The sequence below is a fragment of the Flavobacterium sp. genome, assembly GCF_039932285.1.
In the GTDB taxonomy this organism is placed as follows: domain Bacteria; phylum Bacteroidota; class Bacteroidia; order Flavobacteriales; family Flavobacteriaceae; genus Flavobacterium.
In genome coordinates this window covers 1-22,082 of sequence record NZ_JBDTQE010000005.1, presented here as the reverse complement: position 1 = coordinate 22,082, position 22,082 = coordinate 1, and the positions used below count along the sequence as shown (strand labels likewise).

Here is a 22,082-nt window from a genome sequence, read left to right as displayed (position 1 = left end):
AGATGAAAAACGTCTTTCTATATATACTCTTATTATTAACTACATTTTCTGGATTTTCCCAAGATAGCAAATTATGGAAAGGCTACTTCTCTTATAATGCTATAAAAGATATCTCTCAAAGTACAATTCAAGTTTTTTCGGCAGCTGAAAATGCTTATTTCAAAAAAAATATTAATAATAATGAGACTTCAAAAGTATCTACAATAGAAGGACTATCTGGACAAGACATCTCTCAAATTTACCATAGCGAAACCTACAAAAAAACACTCATAGGTCATACTGATGGATTAATAATTATTGTCAATGATATTGACGGAAGTATACTCAATATAGTAGATATATTAAACAAACCATCGGTTCCCCCCAACAAAAAAAGAATAAACCATTTTATGGAACATGATGGCAAAATTTATGTTTCAACAGATTTTGGTATTTCTGTATATGATTTAAATCTTTCAGAATTTGGCGATACTTATTTTATTGGATCTGGAGGTTCAAATGTAGAGATTCTACAAACCACCGTTTACAATGGATTTATTTATGCCGTTGCTAATGGTTATGGACTTCTAAAAGCGTCTATTACAAACACAAACCTAATTGATTTTAGCCAATGGACAAATATTTCATCTGGAAATTGGGCAAGTATCGAAGCTACAAATACACAATTAGTGGCCGTAAGTTTAAATGGATCTCTTTATAAATTAGTCAATGACAACCCTGTACTTATCACAAATTATCCTCAAATTTCTTTAGACACAAGATATAATGACACCCATTTAATTATTACAACTCAAAACAATATCTATATCTATAATGATTTATTGTCGGAAATTTTACACATAACAAATATACCAAACATAACAGTAGACTTTACTTGTGCAACAATTATAAATGATAAAATTTATATAGGAACAAAAGACAATGGAGTTTTTGTAACATCATTAAATAACCCCACCATATTTGAAAATATTACCCCAAATGGTCCAGACAAAAATAAACTCTTCGCAATACAAACATTTTCAAACGGATTATGGGCTGTGTATGGTGATTATAGTATTTTTTACGATCCGTTTCCTTTAGATTCTTATGGGATTAGCAAATATGATTCTAATAATTCGTGGACATCAACTCCTTACCAAAATTTATTTGGAGCAAAATCAATTAGCCGTGTTATAGTAAATCCTAAAAATGAAAATCAAGTTTATTTTAGCTCTTATTTTTCTGGTTTGTTAAAATTTGAAAATAATATTCCTTCTACAACATTTAATACCTCAAATAGTAGTTTACAAGCAATTGTAGGGCCAGCATACGAAGACATCAGAACAAACGGCACTGCTTTCGACAAAGAAGGAAACTTATGGGTAACAAACTCATTAGTGAGCAAAGGACTTCATGTTCTAAAAACTGATGGGCAGTGGCAAGGATTCCCATTAACAAGTCTTATTGCGCCACTTCAAACAGCTTATGGAAGAATTGCTATCGATAAAAACGGAACGAAATGGGTTTGTGCTTTTTATGAAGGATTAGTAGGTTTTAACGAAAAATATGGCAACAAATGCATTACAATAAAAGAAGGACAAGACGAAGGAAATCTTCCAACATATGATGTGAGAGCTGTTGCAGTAGACAACAAGAACAAACTCTGGATTGGAACAGCCTCTGGGCTAAGAATATTACAAAATGTAGATTCATTTTTAACACAAAATAGCCTAACTACAAATTCTATTATTATTCTCGAAGACAATTTAGCACAAGAGCTTCTTTATGAACAATTCATTACCGACATCGTAGTAGACGGAGCAAATAACAAATGGATAGGAACAGCAGGTGCTGGTGTATTTTACTTATCCTCAGACGGGCAAAAAACATTCAATATATTTACCAAAGAGAATTCTCCTCTACCAAGTAATATAATAACCGATATTGATATTAATATCTTAACTGGAGAAGTATTTATAGCAACAGAAAAAGGAATGGTTTCCTTCAAAGGAATTGCTACAACTGGCGCAGAGAACTTCGAAAATGTAATCGTTTATCCAAATCCTGTAAGGCCAGAATACAACGGAAGCGTATTTATAACCGGACTCATGGACAAAGCCAATGTAAAAATCACCGATATTGAAGGAAACCTCGTTCACGAGGGAACCTCCGAAGGAGGAACTATGATTTGGGATACTAAAGCAATTGGAAAGCACAAAGTAGCGTCAGGCGTTTACATGCTTTTTCTCTCTTCCGATGATGGCGCCGAAACCAAAGTAAAAAAAGTAATGATTGTCAGGTAAAACACATGCAAATTAAAACCAAAGCCATCGTAATTTCTTCTATCAAATACCAAGAAAAAAGTTTGATAGTCAAATGTTTCACGCTTTCCGATGGCCTAAAATCGTATTTTGTTCGTGATGCTTTTTCATCTAGAAAATCAAATCAAAAAATTGCTTATTTTCAGCCATTAACAATTCTGGAAATAGAAGCCGTTCACAAAAACAAAGGCACTTTAGAGAATTTTAAAGAAATAAAAATTGCAACCCCATTTCATTCCATACATTCCGATGTCGTAAAAAGCACTATCGTGATGTTTATTTCCGAAATTCTACACCATTCCATTCACGAAGAAGAAAAAAACGAAGCTTTTTTTACCTTTCTAGAAACCGCTTTACATTGGTTAGACAACCATGACGAGATTGCCAATTTTCATCTCATTTTACTCTTAGAAACCACAAAATATCTAGGCTTTTATCCAGACATTTCAAACTCCGAATACAAATTTTTCGAAATGACCGAAGGTGTTTTTTCGCCTTTTCATGCTATTAGTTCGCTCACGGAACACGAGACTAATTTATTCAAAAAACTCATCGATTTAAAGTTTGACAACGATCAAAAATCTTTTCACATCATCGAACGCCAAATTTTATTAAAAATCCTCATTGATTATTACAGTTTTCATCTCGACGGCTTCAAAAAACCAAAATCATTAGACGTTCTAAAAGAAGTTTTCTCTTAACTTATTATCACACTGAGCTTGTCGAAGTATGGCGTGACCCGAAAAGGGTCGGGCTTTCCATTACAAGTCCTCGCACTTCCTTCGTCAGGCTGTGGGCTTTCCATTTCAATCCTTCACGCAAAGCACAAACTTTCAACTTTCGACTTTCGACTTTCGACTTAATTTCTTACTTTCGCACCACGATTTAAGAAAAGGACAAAATGAGCACTAAATTCACTGAATACAAAGGACTTAATCTACCAACGGTAGCATCAGAAATCCTTGATTTTTGGAAAAAAGAAAACATCTTCGAAAAGAGTGTCACCACTCGCGAAGGCAATACGCCATTCGTATTTTTCGAAGGACCACCATCTGCAAACGGATTACCTGGAATTCACCACGTCATGGCACGTGCTATCAAAGATATTTTTTGTCGATACAAAACCCAAAAAGGCTTTCAAGTAAAACGCAAAGCGGGCTGGGACACGCACGGTTTGCCAGTAGAATTAGGAACCGAAAAAGAACTTGGAATCACTAAAGAAGATATAGGAAAAACCATTTCCATCGAAGAATATAACGAAGCCTGCAAAAAAACAGTGATGCGTTATACGGATGTATGGAATGATTTGACAGAAAAAATGGGCTACTGGGTCGATATGCAAGATCCGTATGTAACCTACAAACCCAAATACATGGAATCTGTTTGGTGGATTCTAAAACAAATCTATAACAAAGATTTGATGTACAAAGGTTATACTATTCAGCCTTATTCGCCAAAAGCAGGAACAGGATTATCATCTCACGAAGTAAACCAACCTGGAAGTTACCGCGATGTAACAGACACAACGGTTGTAGCACAATTTAAAGCATTAAACGAAAGTTTACCTTCTTTTTTACAAAATTTTGGAAACTTATACATCCTTGCTTGGACCACAACTCCTTGGACTTTGCCTTCTAACACAGCATTAACAGTTGGTCCAAAAATCGATTACGTTTTAGTTGAAACTTTCAATCAATATACTTTCAGACCTGTAAAAATAATTTTGGCTAAAAACTTGGTTGGAAAACAATTCGCAAAAGGATTTTTTGAGTCAAATGAAGCTTCAGATTTTGAAAACTTCAAAGAAGGCGATAAAAAAATCCCATATCAAATCTTGACCGAATGTAAGGGTTCCGATTTAGTAGGAATTCGTTATGAGCAACTAATGCCTTTGGCTTTGCCATACCAAAATCCAGAAAATGCTTTTAGAGTAATTGCTGGTGATTTTGTAACTACCGAAGACGGAACAGGAATTGTACACACCGCTCCCACTTTTGGTGCTGATGATGCTAAAGTGGCTAAAGAAGCAACGCCTGAAGTACCTCCGATGTTAGTTCTTGACGAAAACGGAAATCCTGTACCATTAGTTAATTTACAAGGTAAATTCATCGATGGTTTGGGAACATATTCTGGAAAATATGTCAAAAACGAATATTATACCGATGAAACAGCGCCAGAACGTTCTGCTGATGTGGAAATTGCTATTCAATTAAAAGAAGAAAACAAAGCATTTAAAGTAGAAAAATACGTGCACAGTTACCCACATTGTTGGAGAACTGACACACCAATTTTATATTATCCGTTAGATTCTTGGTTTATAAAAATCACGGAAGTTAGAGATAGAATGTTCGACCTCAACGAAACCATCAACTGGAAACCAAAAGCAACTGGCGAAGGTCGTTTTGGGAATTGGTTAAAAAATGCCAATGATTGGAATCTTTCACGCTCTCGTTTTTGGGGAATTCCGTTGCCAATTTGGAGAAACGAAGAAGGAACTGAAGAAATTTTAATTGGTTCGGTTGAAGAACTATACAACGAAATAGAAAAATCTATCGCTGCAGGTTTTCAATCAGCAAATCCTTTCAAAGGTTTTGAAATTGGAAATATGGAAGAATCAAACTATGATTTAATCGATTTACATAAAAATGTAGTCGATAAAATCACGTTGGTTTCTGCCTTAGGAAAACCTATGAAACGCGAAAGTGATTTGATAGATGTTTGGTTCGATTCAGGTTCTATGCCTTATGCGCAATGGCATTATCCTTTCGAAAATAAAGACAAAATAGACGAAAATAAAGATTTTCCAGCGGACTTTATTGCCGAAGGTGTCGACCAAACTCGTGGTTGGTTTTATACTTTGCACGCTATTGGAACTTTAGTTTTTGATAAAGTAGCCTATAAAAATGTAGTTTCTAACGGATTGGTTTTGGACAAAAACGGACAAAAAATGTCTAAACGTCTAGGAAATGCCGCAGATCCTTTCGAAACTTTGTCAGAATACGGTCCAGATGCTACACGCTGGTACATGATTTCGAACGCAAATCCTTGGGATAATTTGAAATTTGATTTAGAAGGTATTGCAGAAGTGCGTCGTAAATTCTTCGGAACTTTATACAATACCTACTCTTTCTTTGCTTTATATGCTAATATTGATGGGTTTAAATATGCCGAAGCAGAAATCCCATTAAACGAAAGACCAGAGATAGATCGTTGGATTTTATCGGAACTAAATACACTTATAAAAGTCGTTGACGACGCTTATGCTGACTACGAACCAACGAAAGCGGCTCGTGCTATTTCAGATTTTGTTCAAGAAAATTTAAGTAACTGGTATGTAAGATTGTGCAGAAGACGCTTCTGGAAAGGCGATTATGCACAAGATAAAATTGCCGCTTACCAAACATTATATACTTGTTTAATCACTGTTTCTAAGCTTGGAGCGCCTATCGCACCATTCTTTATGGATAAACTTTACAGAGATTTAACCTTAACAACACAGTCAGAAAAATATGACAGTGTACATTTGGCCGAGTTTCCAAAATCAGTTGAAAACTTTGTTGATAAATCGTTAGAGAGCAGAATGCAAAAAGCACAAACGATTTCATCACTGGTTTTATCACTGAGAAAAAAAGAAATGATAAAAGTACGTCAACCATTACAAAAAGTAATGATTCCAGTACTTGACAACGCATTTAAAGCAGAAATAGAAGCGGTTTCGGACTTGATTATGGCAGAAGTAAACGTAAAAGAAATAGAACTTTTAGACGATGCTTCAGGAATTTTAGTAAAGCAAATAAAACCTAATTTTAAGGCTCTTGGACCCCGTTTTGGGAAAGACATGGGATTGATTGCCAAAGAGATACAAGGTTTTACAGCAGCACAAATTAATCAACTAGACAAGGAAGGAACATTAGATATTGTTATTTCAGGAAAAGATATAACTTTATCAATAGAAGATGTAGAAATCACATCGCAAGATATTGAAGGTTGGTTGGTAGCCAATTCTGGTGGAATTACCGTAGCATTAGACATTACAATTTCTGATGAATTAAGAAAAGAAGGGATTGCCAGAGAGTTAGTAAACCGAATTCAGAATTTGCGAAAAGATTCGGGTTACGATGTAACGGATAAGATTACAGTTTCGGTCGAAAAAAATGACAAGATCAATCAAGCCATTTTAGATAACCAAGATTATATAAAATCGGAAACACTTACAAAAGAACTAATTCTTTTAGAAAGTATCGAAAACGGTACGATTATTGAGTTTGATGATATAAAAACAATGATTTTAATTTCAAAATAAGGAAATTATGGTAGATGAACAAATAAGATTTTCTGATGCAGAATTAGCAGAATTCAAAGAATTAATCTTGGGGAAATTAGACAAAGCTAAAATAGATTTAGATTTAATACGAAGCGCTTACATGAATGACTTAAACAACGGAACCGATGACACATCACCAACGTTTAAAGCATTTGAAGAAGGAAGCGAAACGATGTCTAAAGAGGCAAACTCACAGCTGGCAATACGTCAAGAGAAATTTATTCGTGACTTGAGAAACGCACTAGTTCGCATAGAAAGTAAAACTTACGGTGTTTGTAAAGTAACTGGAAAATTAATAAACAAAGAACGTTTAAAAATTGTTCCTCATGCTACAATGAGCATCGAAGCAAAAAATTTACAAAAATAATATATCGCAATAAATTACTAAACGCTCCTTTTTTGGGGCGTTTTTTATATAATATTGTTTATTTTTGTCCCATAATAAATTTGAAAATGAATTTAAAGAAAGCTTATTTTATTGTTTTTTTGGTTTTATTAATAGACCAAATTTCTAAGATATATGTAAAAACACATTTTGTTTTGCACCAAGAATTGCCAGTATTATCGTGGTTCAAGATACTATTTATAGAAAATGAAGGTATGGCTTGGGGTGTCGAAATTCCGGGTATTTATGGAAAACTAACCTTAACATTATTTAGAATTCTTGCTGTATGCGGAATTGGTTATTGGCTTTGGGATGCTGTAAAAAAACAAAGCTCAAACGTATTAATTTTTGCAATTGCATTAATATTAGCAGGTGCTTTTGGCAATATTATAGACTCCGTTTTTTACGGAAAAATATTCGATGACAGTTCATATAGTTTAGCGACATTATTTAGTGACAAACCTTACGGATCTTGGTTTTACGGAAAAGTTGTCGATATGTTTTATTTTCCTATTTGGGATGGAGACTTACCAACGTGGTTGCCATTTTTTGGAGGAAAACATTTTACTTTTTTCAATGCCATCTTCAATGTGGCCGATATGGCAATTTCTACAGGTGTTGGAATTTTGATAGTCTTTAATAAAAAAGCTTTCGGGAAGTAATACATTAGAAATTATAAATACTTTTTGGAGTCACACAAAAATCTAATTTAACATCATTTTCAAAAACATCAGAAATAAATTCTTCGGGTTCAAAAAAAGAAAGTCCAATTTTAATACTGTCAGGTTTGCATTGTGATAAGAATTTATCATAAAATCCTTTGCCATAACCCACACGATTTCCGGCTTTATCATAAGCTAAAAGCGGCACAAAAACCACATCTAACTTATTAATTGGAACTTCGATACCATTTACAGGTTCTGGAATATTGTATTCGTTTTTCTTAATTTTTGTATTGTCTGTCAGCAAAAAATGAGCCATTTCTCGACTTTCGAAATCAGCTTTCGAAATCACAATTTCCTTATCTTTTCCTTGTAACAAATGTAAAATAAACTCTGTATTTACTTCTTTTTGTTCTTCAATAGGAAGAAAAATATGAAAATAAGTGTTGTCCCAAATAGGCAATAACAAACATTGGTTTGCAATAGCCAAACTCATTTGTTCTATTTCCTGTTCGGAAAGTAGTTTGCGAAGCGCTTTATATTTGGTTCTTAATTCCTTTTTTAGCATCTAGAGTAACTTTTAAATCGGTTATAAAAGTACTCAAATGATCTACTTCTACATGATCCATAATTACAATTTTATACCATTTATTATTTTCATCGTGTTTTTGAGGAACTAAATCGTATTTTTCTTCTAATTGTTTTGTAATATATTCTGCTTGAATAGTCACAATATTCATAAAAGGTTCTCTGAAATATTTTACGTTCAAAGCATCTAATTGTTCACACAACCATTCGGTTCGCATTTGCAAAATTCTTATTTTTTCGCACCAACCAAATGGACCATAAGTAAACAAAATCATCCAAACAGCTATGGCATTTGATCCTGAACGACTTCCGCATAATGTGAGATCCATTCCTTCAACATATTCGGCTTCTTTTGTGAGTACGTTTTCAATAAGTCCTTTTCTGCAAATAAAAATACCCGTTCCGTAAGGCGCTTGCAACATTTTATGCGCATCGATAGTAACCGAACTAATTTTAGGGTTTTCAAAATTAATAACCGAATCTTTATTACTTATTGGATATACAAAACCACCATAAGCACCATCGATGTGCAATTTAAAATCCAACTCATGCTTTTCTAAAATTCGGATATAATCTTCAGGATTATCGATAGCTCCAAACATGGTTGTGCCCATATTAGAAACTACAATAAAGTATTTTTTACCTTCATTTTTAGCATTTACAATGATCGATTCTAAAGCATCCGTATCTATAAGTCTGGTTTGAAAGGCTACGGGAATTTTTAACCAATCTATCATTAATAGATTAGAGGCTTTCGGGATAGAATAATGCGTGTCTTCGGAAGCGATAATCACAATTTCATCAGGATTTGCACCTAATTTATTCATGAAATAATTTCGATACATCCAAATGGCTTGAATATTTGCTTCGGTTCCTCCTGGCGCAATATAGCCGTCGTAAGAATCTGGTTTGGCTTTAAAAATAGCTACAGCAAGAACTTCTAAAACCTCTCTTTCTATTTCTTGTGTTCCACTAAATGCTTTTTCAGAAGAACCAAAAGTATGACATCCTATGTGATTAGGATTCGCTACATAAGCCTTAAGAGTTGGTGCATCTTTTAAAAATGGTGCATCACTATAAAAGACTTTTCCGTCGAGTTTGGAAGCTGGATATCCCAAAGACAAATCATGTGCAAAATTTACATTCCCATCTAATGCTTTTTCAATACGTTCTTGACGTTCTTTTTGAGAAAGTTTTTTCCACACAATCATAAATTTTTTTTTCAAAAGTAAATCCTTCAAAACAAAAAAAACATGATAAATGTTAGGATTTAAAATGTAGCAAGTAAAAATTTAATTTATTCGACACCATCGCCCGTAATATTCGAAATATGATAAATGGCATCGCCTTCATAAACAATAGGAGAATGATTGGCATTTATTACATAACCATTGGCGGGTGCTTTTACTTTTTGTTCAAATTTTCCGAAAGGATCGGTAATAATCCCTAAAATGGTTCCTTTTTCTACAAAACAACCAATGAGGTTATTATCATGAAACAACCCTGAACATTTGGCTCGCAACCAACCCGATTTTTCGATATAAATGGTTTTGCTTTTTTGCTTTTCTGCAACATGATTGTCGTTTAACATTCCTAAATGAAACAAGACACGCTTTGTTCCATTGACACCTTCGGCAGCAACTGGCTTATTTATATCGAGCGATTTTCCTCCTTCAAAAAGCAACATTTTAACATTTATTTTCTCGGCAGAACTTCTAAAAGAGCCAACAATGTTTTTAGAGTATAAGGTAAAAGGTGCGTCGAAAACATCGGCTAGTTTTTTTAGTTCCAAATTATTTGGTGTCAATCGAATTTGTGGCGCATTAAACCGACTAGCACCACCGGCATGAAAATCGATAGCATAATCGACAACGGGCATAATTTCTTCAAGAATATGATGTGCAAAACGACTTGCTAAAGAACCTTTTTTACTTCCCGGAAAAACACGATTTAAATCCCTGCCATCAGGAAATTCACGTGATTTATTTACAAAACCAAACATATTTACAATAGGAATACAAATAATAGTTCCCGTTTTTGGCTTATTTATTTTCTGAATTATCAATTGACGAATAACCTCAACACCGTTTATTTCGTCGCCATGAATTCCTGCGGAAAACAAAACAACTGGTCCATCAATAGTAGAGCGCTCAACAATTACTGGGATTTTTAACTTGGTAGTGGTGTGCAAACGAGCAATTTCCATATCGATGGTTTTACTTTCGCCAGCTTTAATACTCTCTCCAAGAATGATAATTGCTTTAGCTTTCTTCATTTTATAAATTTAAAATTTAAATGTAGAAATAATATTTCGAAAATCGTAAATTTGAATGTTTTAAAACATCAATTGTAATTTCTAATTTCAATACTAAAAAATGCCAATTCCATCTTTAGAGTTACAAATACAAACACTTCCAGATAATCCTGGAGTTTATCAGTATTACGACAAAGAAGGTAAAATTTTATATGTTGGTAAGGCTAAAAATCTAAAAAAAAGAGTTTCTTCCTATTTTAATAAAGTACATGATACTGCAAAAACAAATGTTCTTGTTAAGAAAATTGTAACCATAAAACACATTGTAGTTCCTACCGAAACCGATGCGTTATTATTAGAAAACAACCTTATAAAAACACTGCAACCACGATACAACATTTTGCTTCGTGATGACAAAACGTATCCTTGGATTTGTATTAAAAAAGAACCCTTCTCGAGATTATTTCCAACCCGGAAAATGATTAAAGACGGTTCGGAATATTTTGGCCCTTATACCAGTTTTAAAACCGTTTCAGTGATTTTAGATTTAATAAAAGAACTATATCCGCTACGAACTTGCAATTTCGATTTGAGTGAAAAAAACATCGAAAATCATAAATTTAAAGTTTGTTTAGAATACCATATTGGCAATTGCAAAGGTCCTTGCGAAGGTTTAGAAACAATAGAAAATTACCAAACCCAAATAAATGCGATTCGTGAAATCCTGAAAGGAAATTTTAAAGAATCGATGAAAGATTTCAAAAAAGTGATGACCAATTTGGCTCAAAATATGCACTTTGAAGAAGCTCAAAAAATAAAAGAAAAAATAGAAATTCTAGAGAATTATCAGTCTCGTTCTACCATTATAAATCCAAAAATTACGAATATTGATGTTTTCTCGATCGTATCGGACGAAGCTGCGGCATTTATCAATTTTCTCCAAATTTCGCATGGTTCGATTATTCGCTCTCATACTTTAGAAATAAAAAAGAAACTAGACGAAACCGATCAAGAATTGTTAGAATTGGCAATTATCGAACTTAGAGAACGTTTTCAACTACTTTCACGAGAAATAATAGTTCCTTTTGATGTTGAAGTTGGCGAAAACATAAAAGTAACTGTTCCGCAACTAGGTGACAAAAAACAAATTTTAGAATTATCTATTCGTAACGCTAAATTTTATAGAATAGAACAACTTAAACAATTACAAATTGTAGATCCAGAACGCCATGTAAATAGAATTATGGCACAAATGCAAAAAGATTTACGCCTTTCGGTCGAGCCAAGACATATAGAATGTTTTGATAATTCGAACATTCAAGGAACCAATCCTGTTGCGGCTTGTGTAGTTTTTAAAGACGGAAAACCAAGTAAAAAAGATTACCGCCATTTTAATATAAAAACTGTTGAAGGTCCAAATGATTTTGCTTCAATGGAAGAAGTTGTTTATCGCAGATACAAACGATTATTGGATGAAAACCAACCTTTACCCAATTTAATAATTATTGATGGAGGAAAAGGACAATTGTCATCGGCACTCAAAATCATGGACGAATTAGATTTGCGAGGCAAGATTGCGATTATTGGCATTGCAAAACGATTGGAAGAATTATTTTATCCTGGCGATTCGGTTCCTTTATATCTAGATAAAAAATCGGAAACACTCAAAATTATTCAGCAACTGCGAAACGAAGCGCACCGATTTGGGATTACTTTCCACAGAGATAAACGAAGCAAAGCAGCGCTTAATTCATCGATAGAATCTATTCCAGGAATTGGCGAAAAAACGATGTTAACATTAATAAAACATTTCAAAAGTGTTAAAAGATTGAAATTAGCAACAGAAAAAGAAATTTCTGACGTTGTAGGTATTTCAAAAGCCAAAAAAATTACCGACTTTTACAGAAATGAATAATAGAAACAACATAGAAACAAGAAACAAGAAGAAAGAGGTGAAAATTAATATTTTTTGCTTCTTGCTTCTTGTTTCTTTTCTCTTTCCTTTCACTTCACAAGCACAAGATTCCATTAGAAAACCAAAAATAGGATTAGTTCTTAGTGGTGGTGGTGCAAAAGGATTTGCTCATATAGGCGTTCTAAAAGAAATAGAACGAGCAGGAATAAAAATAGACTACATAGGCGGAACCAGTATGGGTGCAGTAATTGGCGGGTTATATGCCAGCGGATATACCGCAAATCAATTAGATTCGATATTTAGAGGAACAAATTTTGATGAGTTAGTACAGGATTTTGTGCCTCGAAAAAACAAAACTTTCTACGAAAAAAGCAATGACGAGATATACGCCGTTTCACTTCCGTTTAAAAATTTTAAAGTTTCAATTCCTAGAGGCTTGTCTAAAGGAATGTACAATTATAACTTAATGAGTAAATTAACTCATAATGTTCGCCATGTTCAAGATTTTAGCAAACTTAAAATTCCTTTTTTATGTATTGCCACCAATTTAGAAACTGGAGAAGAAAAGGTTTTTAAGAAAGGTTCTTTACCATTGGTTTTATCTGCCAGTAGTGCATTTCCTTCCTTATTCTCGCCAGTAGAGATTGATGGCGATTCGTATGTAGATGGCGGAGTCGCTAATAATTATCCTGTAGAAGAAGTAAGAAAAATGGGCGCCGATATTATAATAGGTGTAGATGTCCAAGATGATTTAAAAGATAGAGATAAGTTAAGTAGTGTTTTAGGTATTTTGACTCAAATTTCAAATTTTCAAATGATTGAAAAAATGAAAGAAAAGAAGCTTCAAACAGACATCTATATCAAACCGGATATTGAAGGCTTTTCGGTAGTTTCTTTTGATCAAGGAGAAGAAATTATAAACAAAGGAGTAGAAGCAGCCCTTTTAGTACAAGAAAAATTAAAAAAATTAGGTACTGATTATAAAAAAATACCAGAAAACACAAATCAAATAGATAGCTTACTCATTAAAGGTATAGGAATAAATGGAAATGAACATTACACCCGTTCCTATGTTATTGGGAAACTCCGTTTTAAACCTGGAACCAAAATTAGTTATACCGATTTGCATAATGGCATAAATAATTTGAATGCAACGCAAAATTTTAGCTCTATAAATTACCGATTAATAAAAGAGGAAAATCAAGACAATTTAGTTATTGATGTTAAAGAAAATCCGGTAAAAACCTATTTTAAATTAGGTGTTCATTATGACGATTTATTCAAATCAAGTGCGCTTATAAATGTCACTCAGAAAAATTTATTTTTAAAAAATGATGTAGCCTCTTTCGATTTTATTCTAGGTGATAACATTCGTTACAATTTAGATTATTATATAGACAATGGTTTTCATTGGAGTTTTGGATTCAAATCAAAACTAAATCAGTTTAAAAGAACAAGCAAAATTGATTTTAATGGAGGTCAAACATTGGCATTAACATCATTAAATGGTATAAATAGTTTGAATAGTATAAATATAGATTATTTAGACTTATCCAATCAGGCCTATTTACAAACAATATTTGCACAAAAATTTCTATTTGGATTAGGATTAGAGTACAAACATGTAGATCTAACAACCGATTTTATTGCAAACACAACAACGCATTTAGAAAAAAACAATTATGTCTCAGCAATAGGATTTCTAAAATACGATTCCTTTAATAATAAATATTTTCCAAAAAAAGGCTGGTATTTCATGGGTGATGTTCAATCATTTCTTTCTGCATCAAACTATACTAATGATAATTTTACTCGCTTTACAAATCTAAAAGCAGATACTGGAATAGTACAAACTCTTTTTAAGAAAATTTCAGTAAAAATTCAAACCGAAGGAGGATTTATAATAGGTACTAAAAACAATAGCATTTTCGATTATGTTCTAGGTGGTTATGGTTTTAACCAATTAAATAATTTTAAACCTTTTTATGGTTACAATTATTTATCCCTTTCTGGAAATAGTTATGTAAAAGCCAGTTTGTCATTTGACTATGAATTTGTCAAAAAAAATCATATTAACTTAGCTTCAAATTTTGCTAATATTGGCAATAACATTTTTGATAGTAAAGAATGGATTTCTAGTCCTAAATATTCTGGTTATGCCTTAGGATATGGCATGGAAACACTTATAGGTCCTGTCGAGATAAAACAAAGTTGGTCGCCAGAAACAGGTAAAAGTTTCACTTGGTTCACTGTTGGTTTCTGGTTTTAAAAAAAATATTTTTTTAATAACCCTCAGAAATGATTATTTTTTATTGAATTGTTTTCAAAAAAGTCTATTTTTGAACAACTAAAACACAAAATTTTATTTTTATGTCTATTTGGAAGAAAAAATCAATAGCCCTTTTAATGGCGGAAGCTACAGAATCTGAAAAAGGGTTAAAAAGAACATTAACAGCTTGGTCGCTTATTGCACTTGGTATTGGTGCCATTATTGGCGCTGGTCTTTTTGTAAGAACTGCTACTGCTGCTGCTCAAAATGCAGGCCCATCAGTAACTATTGCTTTTATTGTTGCTGCAATAGGTTGTGCTTTGGCAGGACTTTGTTATGCTGAATTATCATCATCTATTCCTATTTCAGGAAGTGCATATACCTATACTTATGCCACAATGGGAGAATTATTAGCTTGGATAATAGGATGGGATTTAATATTAGAATACGCTGTAGGAGCAGCAACAGTGGGAATTGCTTGGAGTGAATATCTAAATAATTTACTGATAAATGTTCTTCACACCAGCCCAATTCCTTATTCCTTGTCACATTCTCCTTTTCAGATTTCCACATCAGGAGAACACGGTATTATAAACCTTCCAGCATTCTTTATAGTAGCAATAATCAGTTTGTTATTAATTAAAGGAACTCAAGAATCTGCATTTGTAAACGGAATAATTGTAATTGTAAAGGTTTCTATTGTAATAATGATTATTGCTTTTGGTTGGAGTTTTATAAATCCAATAAATCACACTCCATACATACCACAAGCATCAGTATTTACTGACGACTCAGGTATTGGCCATCATTATGGCGGAATAATGGGAATTCTAGGAGCCGCAGGAACTGTATTTTTCGCTTTTATTGGATTTGATGCCGTAAGTACAGCAGCCCAAGAAACTAAAAATCCAAAACGAGACATGCCAATTGGGATTTTAGGGTCATTAGCCATTTGTACAGTTTTATATATTCTTTTTGCACACGTTTTAACTGGTCTAGAATCTGTAGAATTTTTTAGAACTGGAGGAAAAGAAGCATCAGTTGCAAATGCAATTACATCTGCAATGCCTGGATATGGCTGGTTAGCACAGTTTGTAACAGTAGCAATTCTATTTGGATTTACTTCGGTAATACTAGTAATGTTACTAGGTCAATCTAGAGTTTTTTACGCAATGGGTAAAGACGGATTGTTGCCAAAAGTATTTGGAGATTTACATCCTAAATACAAAACACCATACAAAGCAAATCTTGCTATTTTAGTAATTGTTGGTGCGTTTGCAGCGTTCATTCCAGGAGATATTGTTGGAGACATGACAAGTATTGGTACTTTGTTTGCCTTTATTTTAGTTTGTATTTCTGTAATAGTATTAAGAAAAACAAATCCAGAGATGAAACGTGAATTCAAAACACCTTTTGTTCCTTTTGTTCCAATCTTAGGGATTATAGTATGTTTGGCCATGATTTTCGGCTTAGGCTGGACAAACTGGTTAAGACTTGCTGGTTGGTTGTTAATAGGACTTATTATCTATTTTGGGTACAGCAAAAAAAATAGTGTTTTGAACAATCCTGACAAAAAATAAAGAACACAAAAATCATACAAAAGGCATTAAAACTTGATTCATCATTTTTTAATGCCTTTTCTCTTCTATAAATAGTTTGAAATAAATTAAGAAGAAATTTAAATATTTCCGATATTTGTTACTATGAAAACAACATGGATAGGTTTATTAGGTTTTCTGAAATTTCTCATTAAGAGAAATCCAGAATGATTTGTAGCTATATGCACATTTCTAATTCATAATTTATAATTTATAAACCATGCCAATATATCACAAATTAGGAGCTTTCCCTCAAAAGCGACACACACAATTCGAAAAACCAAACGGTGGATTGTACTACGAACAACTTTTTGGTACTGAAGGATTTCACGGACATTCTTCATTACTGTATCATGTTCACAGACCAACTCAAGTTAAAGAAATTACAAAATCTTATTCCGTAGAACCAAAAATTGCTATTGGAAAAAATATAAAATCATTATTACTAAAAGGTTTCGAACTAAAACCAGAAGACGATTTTCTTGACAGCCGAAAAGATATGTTGGTTAATCGTGATTGCATTATCGGATTAGCCGCACCAAAAAAATCATTGCGTTCTTATTTTTACAAAAACGCTGATGCTGATGAAATGATATTTATCCATAAAGGTTCTGGGAAACTAAGAACAATGATGGGAAATATTGATTTCGAATATGGTGATTACCTTATTATTCCTCGTGGAATGATTTATCAAATTGATTTCAATACAGAAGATAATAGATTGTTTTATGTAGAATCCTATTCTCCATTTTATACACCAAAAAGATATAAAAACGAATCTGGTCAACATTTAGAACATTCACCATTTTGCGAACGCGATTTCAAATTACCTTCTGAAATAGAAACCTATGACGAAAAAGGTGATTTCTTAATCAAAATCAAAAAAGAAGGTATGATGCACGAAGTAGTTTATGCCACGCATCCTTTTGATGTTATTGGTTGGGACGGATACAATTTTCCGTATGCGTTTTCCATTCACAATTTCGAACCCATAACAGGAAGAGTTCATCAACCGCCACCAGTTCACCAAACGTTTGAAACAGCTACTTTTGTAGTGTGTTCTTTCTGTCCGAGACTTTACGATTACCATCCAAAAGCAATTCCTGCTCCATATAATCATAGCAACATAGACAGTGACGAAGTATTATACTATGTAGACGGCGATTTTATGAGCAGAAATAACATCGAACAAGGTCATATTACATTGCATCCAAAAGGAATTCCTCACGGGCCAGCGCCTGGCGCCATGGAACGCAGTATTGGACATACCGAAACACAAGAATTAGCGGTTATGGTGGATACTTTCCGTCCTTTAATGGTAACGGAAGAAGCCATGGGATTAGACGATGGTCAGTACTATAAATCTTGGGTGGAGTAAAAATTAATTAAACACAAATTAGGTAAATTTATTACCAAAAAATATAATATTATGTCAGAAAATTTAAAATCAGTCGAATACGGCTTAGAAAAAATATTTGAAGGAGCACAAGATTTCTTACCTCTTTTAGGAACAGATTACGTAGAATTTTATGTAGGAAACGCAAAACAAGCAGCTCACTTTTACAAAACAGCTTTCGGATTTCAATCATTAGCTTATGCCGGATTAGAAACAGGGGTAAAAGACAGAGCATCTTATGTATTAAAACAAGATAAAATTCGTCTAGTATTAACAACGGCTTTAAACAGCAATTCACCAATTGGAGAACACGTAAAAAAACACGGAGATGGTGTAAAAGTAATCGCCCTGTGGGTAGAAGACGCTCGTTCTGCTTTTGAAGAAACTACAAAACGTGGAGCAAAACCTTACTTTGAACCAACTGTGGAGAAAGATGAAAATGGCGAAGTAGTTCGTGCAGGTATTTATGGCGCATATGGTGAAACTGTTTTTGTATTTGTAGAACGTAAAAATTATAACGGAATTTTTATGCCTGGTTATAGCGAATGGAAATCTGACTATAATCCGGAACCTGTTGGATTAAAATTCATTGACCACATGGTTGGAAATACAGGATGGAACAGAATGGATGAAGCTGTAAAATGGTTTGAAGACGTGATGGGATTTGTGAATTTCCTTTCTTTTGATGACAAACAAATTACTACGGAATATTCTGCTTTAATGTCTAAAGTAATGAGTAACGGAAATGGAAGAATTAAATTTCCAATTAACGAACCAGCTAATGGGAAAAAACGTTCTCAAATTGAAGAATATCTAGATTTCTATGAAGGCGAAGGCGTGCAACATATCGCTGTAGCTACAGATGATATACTTACAACTGTTGCCGATATGCGTTCTCGTGGAATTGAATTTTTAAGTACGCCACCACAAGCTTATTATGATGGAATTCCAGAAAGATTAAAAGATCATATGTCTAAATTTAAAGAAGACATTCATGAACTTCAAAAATTAGGAATCATGATAGATGCGGATGAAGAAGGGTATTTATTGCAAATTTTCACGAAACCAATCGAAGACAGACCCACTCTTTTCTTCGAAGTAATTCAAAGAATGGGAGCTAAAGGTTTTGGAGCTGGAAACTTCAAAGCCTTGTTTGAATCTATAGAAAGAGAACAAGCCAAAAGAGGAACTTTATAACAAAAATGGTTTTTTATTGCATTATTATCATTGAATATCGATGTAGTGTTAATAAAATTAATAAAAATATGTTAAAGTTGATTTTTTACTAGACAAAAATGAATTCACACACTACTTTTGCACTCGCAATTGAGGGGGTGGTTCCCCGAAAATTGATAAATTTTCATAATTTATAGTTTTTTGGTTGGTTAAAGCATAAAAACTCAGTCATTTATTTGACTGGGTTTTTTGTTTTTTAGTACATTTGGAATGAATTTTGTATTCTTTATTAAAACGAATATAAATCGACTTAAAAATGAAAAGGAAATTACTACTATTATCGTTAATTATTTCGCTAAACACCTTTGCACAAAACCAAAGCGCTTTCGATGTTGGAGAATGGTTTAATTTTAGAATTCACTACGGCCTGATAACCGCAGGATACGCCACGCTTGAAGTAAAAGAAGCCACAATAAATAGCAAAAAAGTCTTTTATACTGTTGGTCATGGTTATACTTCTGGAATGGCAAAAACATTCTTTAAAGTAGAAGACCATTACCAAAGTTTTATAGACAAAACAACAAGTAAACCTTACCAGTTTCTTCGAAAAATTGACGAAGGTGGTTATACAAAAAACCAAGAAGGTTTTTTTAATCAAGACAAAAACACTGTTTTAGTTAAGGATTATAAAAATAATACCGAAAAATCATTTAACGTAAGTGAAAATGTACAAGACATTGTTTCAGCATTTTATTATTTAAGAAACCACCCAAATATAAACAAACTCAACGTTGGGGAATCTATTATGATTGATATGTTTTTTGATGATGAAGTCACTAAATTTAAATTAAAATTTGTGGGACGAGAAACAATAAAAACAAACTTTGGCAAAGTAAAAACAATGGTTTTTAGACCGCTTGTACAATCTGGAAGAGTTTTTAAAGAAGAAGAAAGTTTGACTGTTTGGATTTCGGACGACGAAAATAAAATACCTTTACGAATTAAAGCAAGCTTAGCTGTAGGATCGCTAAAAGCGGATTTAGAAGCTTTTAAAGGATTAAAAAATCCATTTATGGTAATTAATTAATATGACAAATAAATTTGAAAACGTAGTTCAAGAAATTGACGAAAAATACAAAGCAATAAACCAGAAAACTGAAGCACATCTAGAAGGCTTGCTTTGGGCTAAACCAATTACATATTGGGATTATATTCAAACCGATGCTCTTTTAAACCTTCAAGTACAAAGAACTACTTTGCCTGATGAAAACGTATTTATTATGTATCATCAGGTAAATGAGTTATTGTTTAAAATGATTTTGTGGGAAATAAATCAATTGTCACATACTGAGAAACCAACAACTGCCTTTTTTACCGAAAGGTTAATGAGAATTAGTCGTTATTTTGATATGCTGACTACTTCTTTTGACATTATGGGAGACGGAATGGAAGTGGAACAATACATGAAATTTCGTCATACATTAACGCCGGCAAGTGGTTTTCAGAGTGCACAATACCGCATGATCGAATTTTGTTCAACCGATTTGATAAACCTAATCGACCACCGATTTAGAGCAACTATAGACAGAAACACGCCGTTTGAGCATGCTTTTGAACATTTATATTGGCAAGCAGCCGGGAAAGATTACAAAACTGGCGAAAAATCATATTTTTTGAAGGAATTCGAAAAAAAATACAAAAAAGAGTTCCTAGATTGCATGGAAGAATATAACACCATCAATCTTTGGCGAAAATTTAAAGAAATTCCAGAAACCGATCAGCAAAACACTGAACTAATTGCTGCTATGCGCCATTATGACTACACTGTAAATATTACATGGGTTATGGGTCACCTAAACGCTGCTAGAAAATACATAGACAACGGAAAAGGTGATGGCGAAGCAACTGGCGGAAGTGATTGGAAAAAATATATGCACCCAAAATACCAAAGAAGGATATTTTTTCCCGAACTTTGGTCACAAGAAGAATTAGCTAATTGGGGCGAAAACCTTTAAAAATCCATTCCATTTGAAAAAAATTATAACGCTATTAGTCATTGCGCTACTAATTATTTCATGTAAAAAAGACAATGAAAACTCCGTTTTGCCAACAAAAAAGGCAGAACCAATTCGCTATGACTTTGGGTTTCGACTCAATGATTTTTTAGTTATAAATGACACCATAAAATCTGGAGACACTTTTGGGAGTATTATCGAAAAACAAAATTTAAATGGCAAACAAGTATATGATATTGTTGCTAAAGTTAAAGACACTTTTGATGTAAGAATTGTAAGAATTGGCAAGCCCTACACTATGTTGCTTTCCAAAGACAAAACTAAAAAATTAAACTATTTTATCTACCAGCCAGATCAATTAAGCTATTATATTGTCGATTTTCGCGACTCGATAGTATTGGCAAACAAAAAGACAAAACCAGTAACTTTCAAAAGAAGAACCATTGCTGGCGAACTAAACGGCTCGTTATCTGAAACATTGCATAACGAAGGAGCTTCTTCCGCCTTATCAAGCCAATTAATAGGAATTTACAAATGGTCTATCGATTTTTTTAAATCTAAAAAAGGAGACAAATTTGCCGTAACATTTACCGAAAGGTTTATAAATGACTCTATTTATGACGGCATCGATTCTTTAGAAGCGGCTTTTTTTGAATACAAAGGCAAGAAAATATATGCATTCCCTTTCAAACAAAATGTGTCAGACAAAAAAACAGATTATTATGATGATGAAGGAAAAGCATTGAAGAATTTCTTTCTGAAAGCACCATTAAAATCTATAAACATAACATCAAAATTTTCAAAAAGCAGATTTCACCCAGTGCAATTACGTTGGAAAGCACATAGCGGAACCGATTATGCTGCACCAACCGGAACGCCAATTATGACAACTGCAAGTGGCGTGGTCGAAAAAGCTGGATATTCCATAGGAAACGGAAATTATGTAAAAGTAAAACACGACAAAACTTACGCTACCCAATATTTGCATATGTCTCGAATTTTAGTCCGTTGCGGACAGCATGTAACCCAAGGACAAATTATTGGAAAAGTAGGAAGTACAGGACTTGCAACTGGACCTCATGTTTGTTATCGTTTTTGGAAAAATGGAGTACAAGTAGATGCACTAAAACTTAAACTACCTAATTCCGCTCCTATGGACAGCAAGAATAAACCCAGGTTTATCGAGTTTATGACTCCATT

Annotated in this window: 16 protein-coding genes; 13 read left to right on the top strand and 3 right to left on the bottom strand. The window is 33.3% G+C overall.

Going from position 1 to position 22,082, the window contains the following annotated elements; translation table 11 throughout:
* Window positions 1–2 precede the first annotated feature (2 nt).
* From ABI549_RS02135 to ABI549_RS02115, 5 genes are all read left to right on the top strand, one after another.
* A complete protein-coding gene (locus tag ABI549_RS02135) occupies window positions 3–2,282 on the top strand; it encodes an ABC transporter substrate-binding protein (protein ID WP_348074800.1) in 2,280 nt (759 codons plus the stop codon).
* A 5-nt stretch (window positions 2,283–2,287) separates the two neighbouring features.
* A complete protein-coding gene (gene recO / locus ABI549_RS02130) occupies window positions 2,288–3,001 on the top strand; it encodes a DNA repair protein RecO (RefSeq protein WP_348074799.1) in 714 nt (237 codons plus the stop codon).
* A gap of 200 nt (window positions 3,002–3,201) precedes the next feature.
* Window positions 3,202–6,603: an isoleucine--tRNA ligase gene (gene ileS, locus ABI549_RS02125; protein WP_348074798.1), complete on the top strand. Its 3,402-nt coding sequence runs from the start codon at window positions 3,202–3,204 to the stop codon at window positions 6,601–6,603.
* 7 nt (window positions 6,604–6,610) lie between these two features.
* Complete coding sequence (locus ABI549_RS02120) at window positions 6,611–6,991, top strand: TraR/DksA C4-type zinc finger protein (protein WP_091475345.1); 381 nt, start codon at window positions 6,611–6,613, stop codon at window positions 6,989–6,991.
* An 86-nt stretch (window positions 6,992–7,077) separates the two neighbouring features.
* Window positions 7,078–7,671 (top strand): lipoprotein signal peptidase, encoded by a 594-nt coding sequence (locus ABI549_RS02115; protein ID WP_348074797.1) that lies wholly within the window; start codon window positions 7,078–7,080, stop codon window positions 7,669–7,671.
* Between the two features lie 4 nt (window positions 7,672–7,675).
* Here the strand turns inward: ABI549_RS02115 and ABI549_RS02110 are convergent, their stop codons facing one another.
* The 3 genes from ABI549_RS02110 to ABI549_RS02100 form a co-directional block, all read right to left on the bottom strand.
* Window positions 7,676–8,239 (bottom strand): 5-formyltetrahydrofolate cyclo-ligase, encoded by a 564-nt coding sequence (locus ABI549_RS02110; RefSeq protein WP_348074796.1) that lies wholly within the window; start codon window positions 8,237–8,239, stop codon window positions 7,676–7,678.
* Window positions 8,208–9,470, bottom strand: coding sequence for a pyridoxal-dependent decarboxylase (locus ABI549_RS02105; RefSeq protein WP_348074795.1), 1,263 nt, complete (start codon window positions 9,468–9,470; stop codon window positions 8,208–8,210). The genes ABI549_RS02110 and ABI549_RS02105 overlap by 32 nt, the downstream gene beginning before the upstream one ends.
* An 86-nt stretch (window positions 9,471–9,556) precedes the next feature.
* Window positions 9,557–10,534, bottom strand: a complete 978-nt coding sequence (locus ABI549_RS02100; RefSeq protein WP_348074794.1) for a succinylglutamate desuccinylase/aspartoacylase family protein — start codon at window positions 10,532–10,534, stop codon at window positions 9,557–9,559.
* 100 nt (window positions 10,535–10,634) lie between these two features.
* Here ABI549_RS02100 and uvrC point away from each other — a divergent pair, with 100 nt between their 5' ends.
* The 8 genes from uvrC to ABI549_RS02060 all read left to right on the top strand — a co-directional run.
* A complete protein-coding gene (gene uvrC, locus ABI549_RS02095) occupies window positions 10,635–12,428 on the top strand; it encodes an excinuclease ABC subunit UvrC (RefSeq protein WP_348074793.1) in 1,794 nt (597 codons plus the stop codon).
* Window positions 12,421–14,697: a patatin-like phospholipase family protein gene (locus tag ABI549_RS02090; RefSeq protein ID WP_348074792.1), complete on the top strand. Its 2,277-nt coding sequence runs from the start codon at window positions 12,421–12,423 to the stop codon at window positions 14,695–14,697. The genes uvrC and ABI549_RS02090 overlap by 8 nt, the downstream gene beginning before the upstream one ends.
* Window positions 14,698–14,798: 101 nt before the next feature.
* Window positions 14,799–16,277: an amino acid permease gene (locus tag ABI549_RS02085; protein ID WP_348074791.1), complete on the top strand. Its 1,479-nt coding sequence runs from the start codon at window positions 14,799–14,801 to the stop codon at window positions 16,275–16,277.
* Window positions 16,278–16,515: 238 nt separating this feature from the next.
* Window positions 16,516–17,673 (top strand): homogentisate 1,2-dioxygenase, encoded by a 1,158-nt coding sequence (locus ABI549_RS02080; protein ID WP_348074790.1) that lies wholly within the window; start codon window positions 16,516–16,518, stop codon window positions 17,671–17,673.
* A 51-nt stretch (window positions 17,674–17,724) separates the two neighbouring features.
* Window positions 17,725–18,888: a 4-hydroxyphenylpyruvate dioxygenase gene (gene hppD, locus ABI549_RS02075; protein WP_348074789.1), complete on the top strand. Its 1,164-nt coding sequence runs from the start codon at window positions 17,725–17,727 to the stop codon at window positions 18,886–18,888.
* A 295-nt stretch (window positions 18,889–19,183) separates the two neighbouring features.
* Window positions 19,184–19,954: a DUF3108 domain-containing protein gene (locus ABI549_RS02070; protein WP_348074788.1), complete on the top strand. Its 771-nt coding sequence runs from the start codon at window positions 19,184–19,186 to the stop codon at window positions 19,952–19,954.
* Window position 19,955: 1 nt separating this feature from the next.
* Window positions 19,956–20,882: a tryptophan 2,3-dioxygenase family protein gene (locus ABI549_RS02065; RefSeq protein WP_348074787.1), complete on the top strand. Its 927-nt coding sequence runs from the start codon at window positions 19,956–19,958 to the stop codon at window positions 20,880–20,882.
* 13 nt (window positions 20,883–20,895) lie between these two features.
* On the top strand, window positions 20,896–22,082 hold a 1,187-nt coding region (locus ABI549_RS02060; protein ID WP_348074786.1), incomplete at its 3' end, for a peptidoglycan DD-metalloendopeptidase family protein.

Excerpts from the sequence above, each read along its gene's own strand:
- ABI549_RS02090 (WP_348074792.1), top strand. The coding sequence starts at position 12,421 with ATGAATAATAGAAACAACATAGAAACAAGAAACAAGAAGAAAGAGGTG.
- uvrC (WP_348074793.1), top strand. The coding sequence starts at position 10,635 with ATGCCAATTCCATCTTTAGAGTTACAAATACAAACACTTCCAGATAAT.
- ileS (WP_348074798.1), top strand. The coding sequence starts at position 3,202 with ATGAGCACTAAATTCACTGAATACAAAGGACTTAATCTACCAACGGTA.
- ABI549_RS02110 (WP_348074796.1), bottom strand. The coding sequence starts at position 8,239 with ATGCTAAAAAAGGAATTAAGAACCAAATATAAAGCGCTTCGCAAACTA.
- ABI549_RS02100 (WP_348074794.1), bottom strand. The coding sequence starts at position 10,534 with ATGAAGAAAGCTAAAGCAATTATCATTCTTGGAGAGAGTATTAAAGCT.
- ABI549_RS02135 (WP_348074800.1), top strand. The coding sequence starts at position 3 with ATGAAAAACGTCTTTCTATATATACTCTTATTATTAACTACATTTTCT.
- recO (WP_348074799.1), top strand. The coding sequence starts at position 2,288 with ATGCAAATTAAAACCAAAGCCATCGTAATTTCTTCTATCAAATACCAA.
- ABI549_RS02115 (WP_348074797.1), top strand. The coding sequence starts at position 7,078 with ATGAATTTAAAGAAAGCTTATTTTATTGTTTTTTTGGTTTTATTAATA.
- ABI549_RS02080 (WP_348074790.1), top strand. The coding sequence starts at position 16,516 with ATGCCAATATATCACAAATTAGGAGCTTTCCCTCAAAAGCGACACACA.
- ABI549_RS02120 (WP_091475345.1), top strand. The coding sequence starts at position 6,611 with ATGGTAGATGAACAAATAAGATTTTCTGATGCAGAATTAGCAGAATTC.
- ABI549_RS02065 (WP_348074787.1), top strand. The coding sequence starts at position 19,956 with ATGACAAATAAATTTGAAAACGTAGTTCAAGAAATTGACGAAAAATAC.
- ABI549_RS02070 (WP_348074788.1), top strand. The coding sequence starts at position 19,184 with ATGAAAAGGAAATTACTACTATTATCGTTAATTATTTCGCTAAACACC.
- hppD (WP_348074789.1), top strand. The coding sequence starts at position 17,725 with ATGTCAGAAAATTTAAAATCAGTCGAATACGGCTTAGAAAAAATATTT.
- ABI549_RS02085 (WP_348074791.1), top strand. The coding sequence starts at position 14,799 with ATGTCTATTTGGAAGAAAAAATCAATAGCCCTTTTAATGGCGGAAGCT.
- ABI549_RS02105 (WP_348074795.1), bottom strand. The coding sequence starts at position 9,470 with ATGATTGTGTGGAAAAAACTTTCTCAAAAAGAACGTCAAGAACGTATT.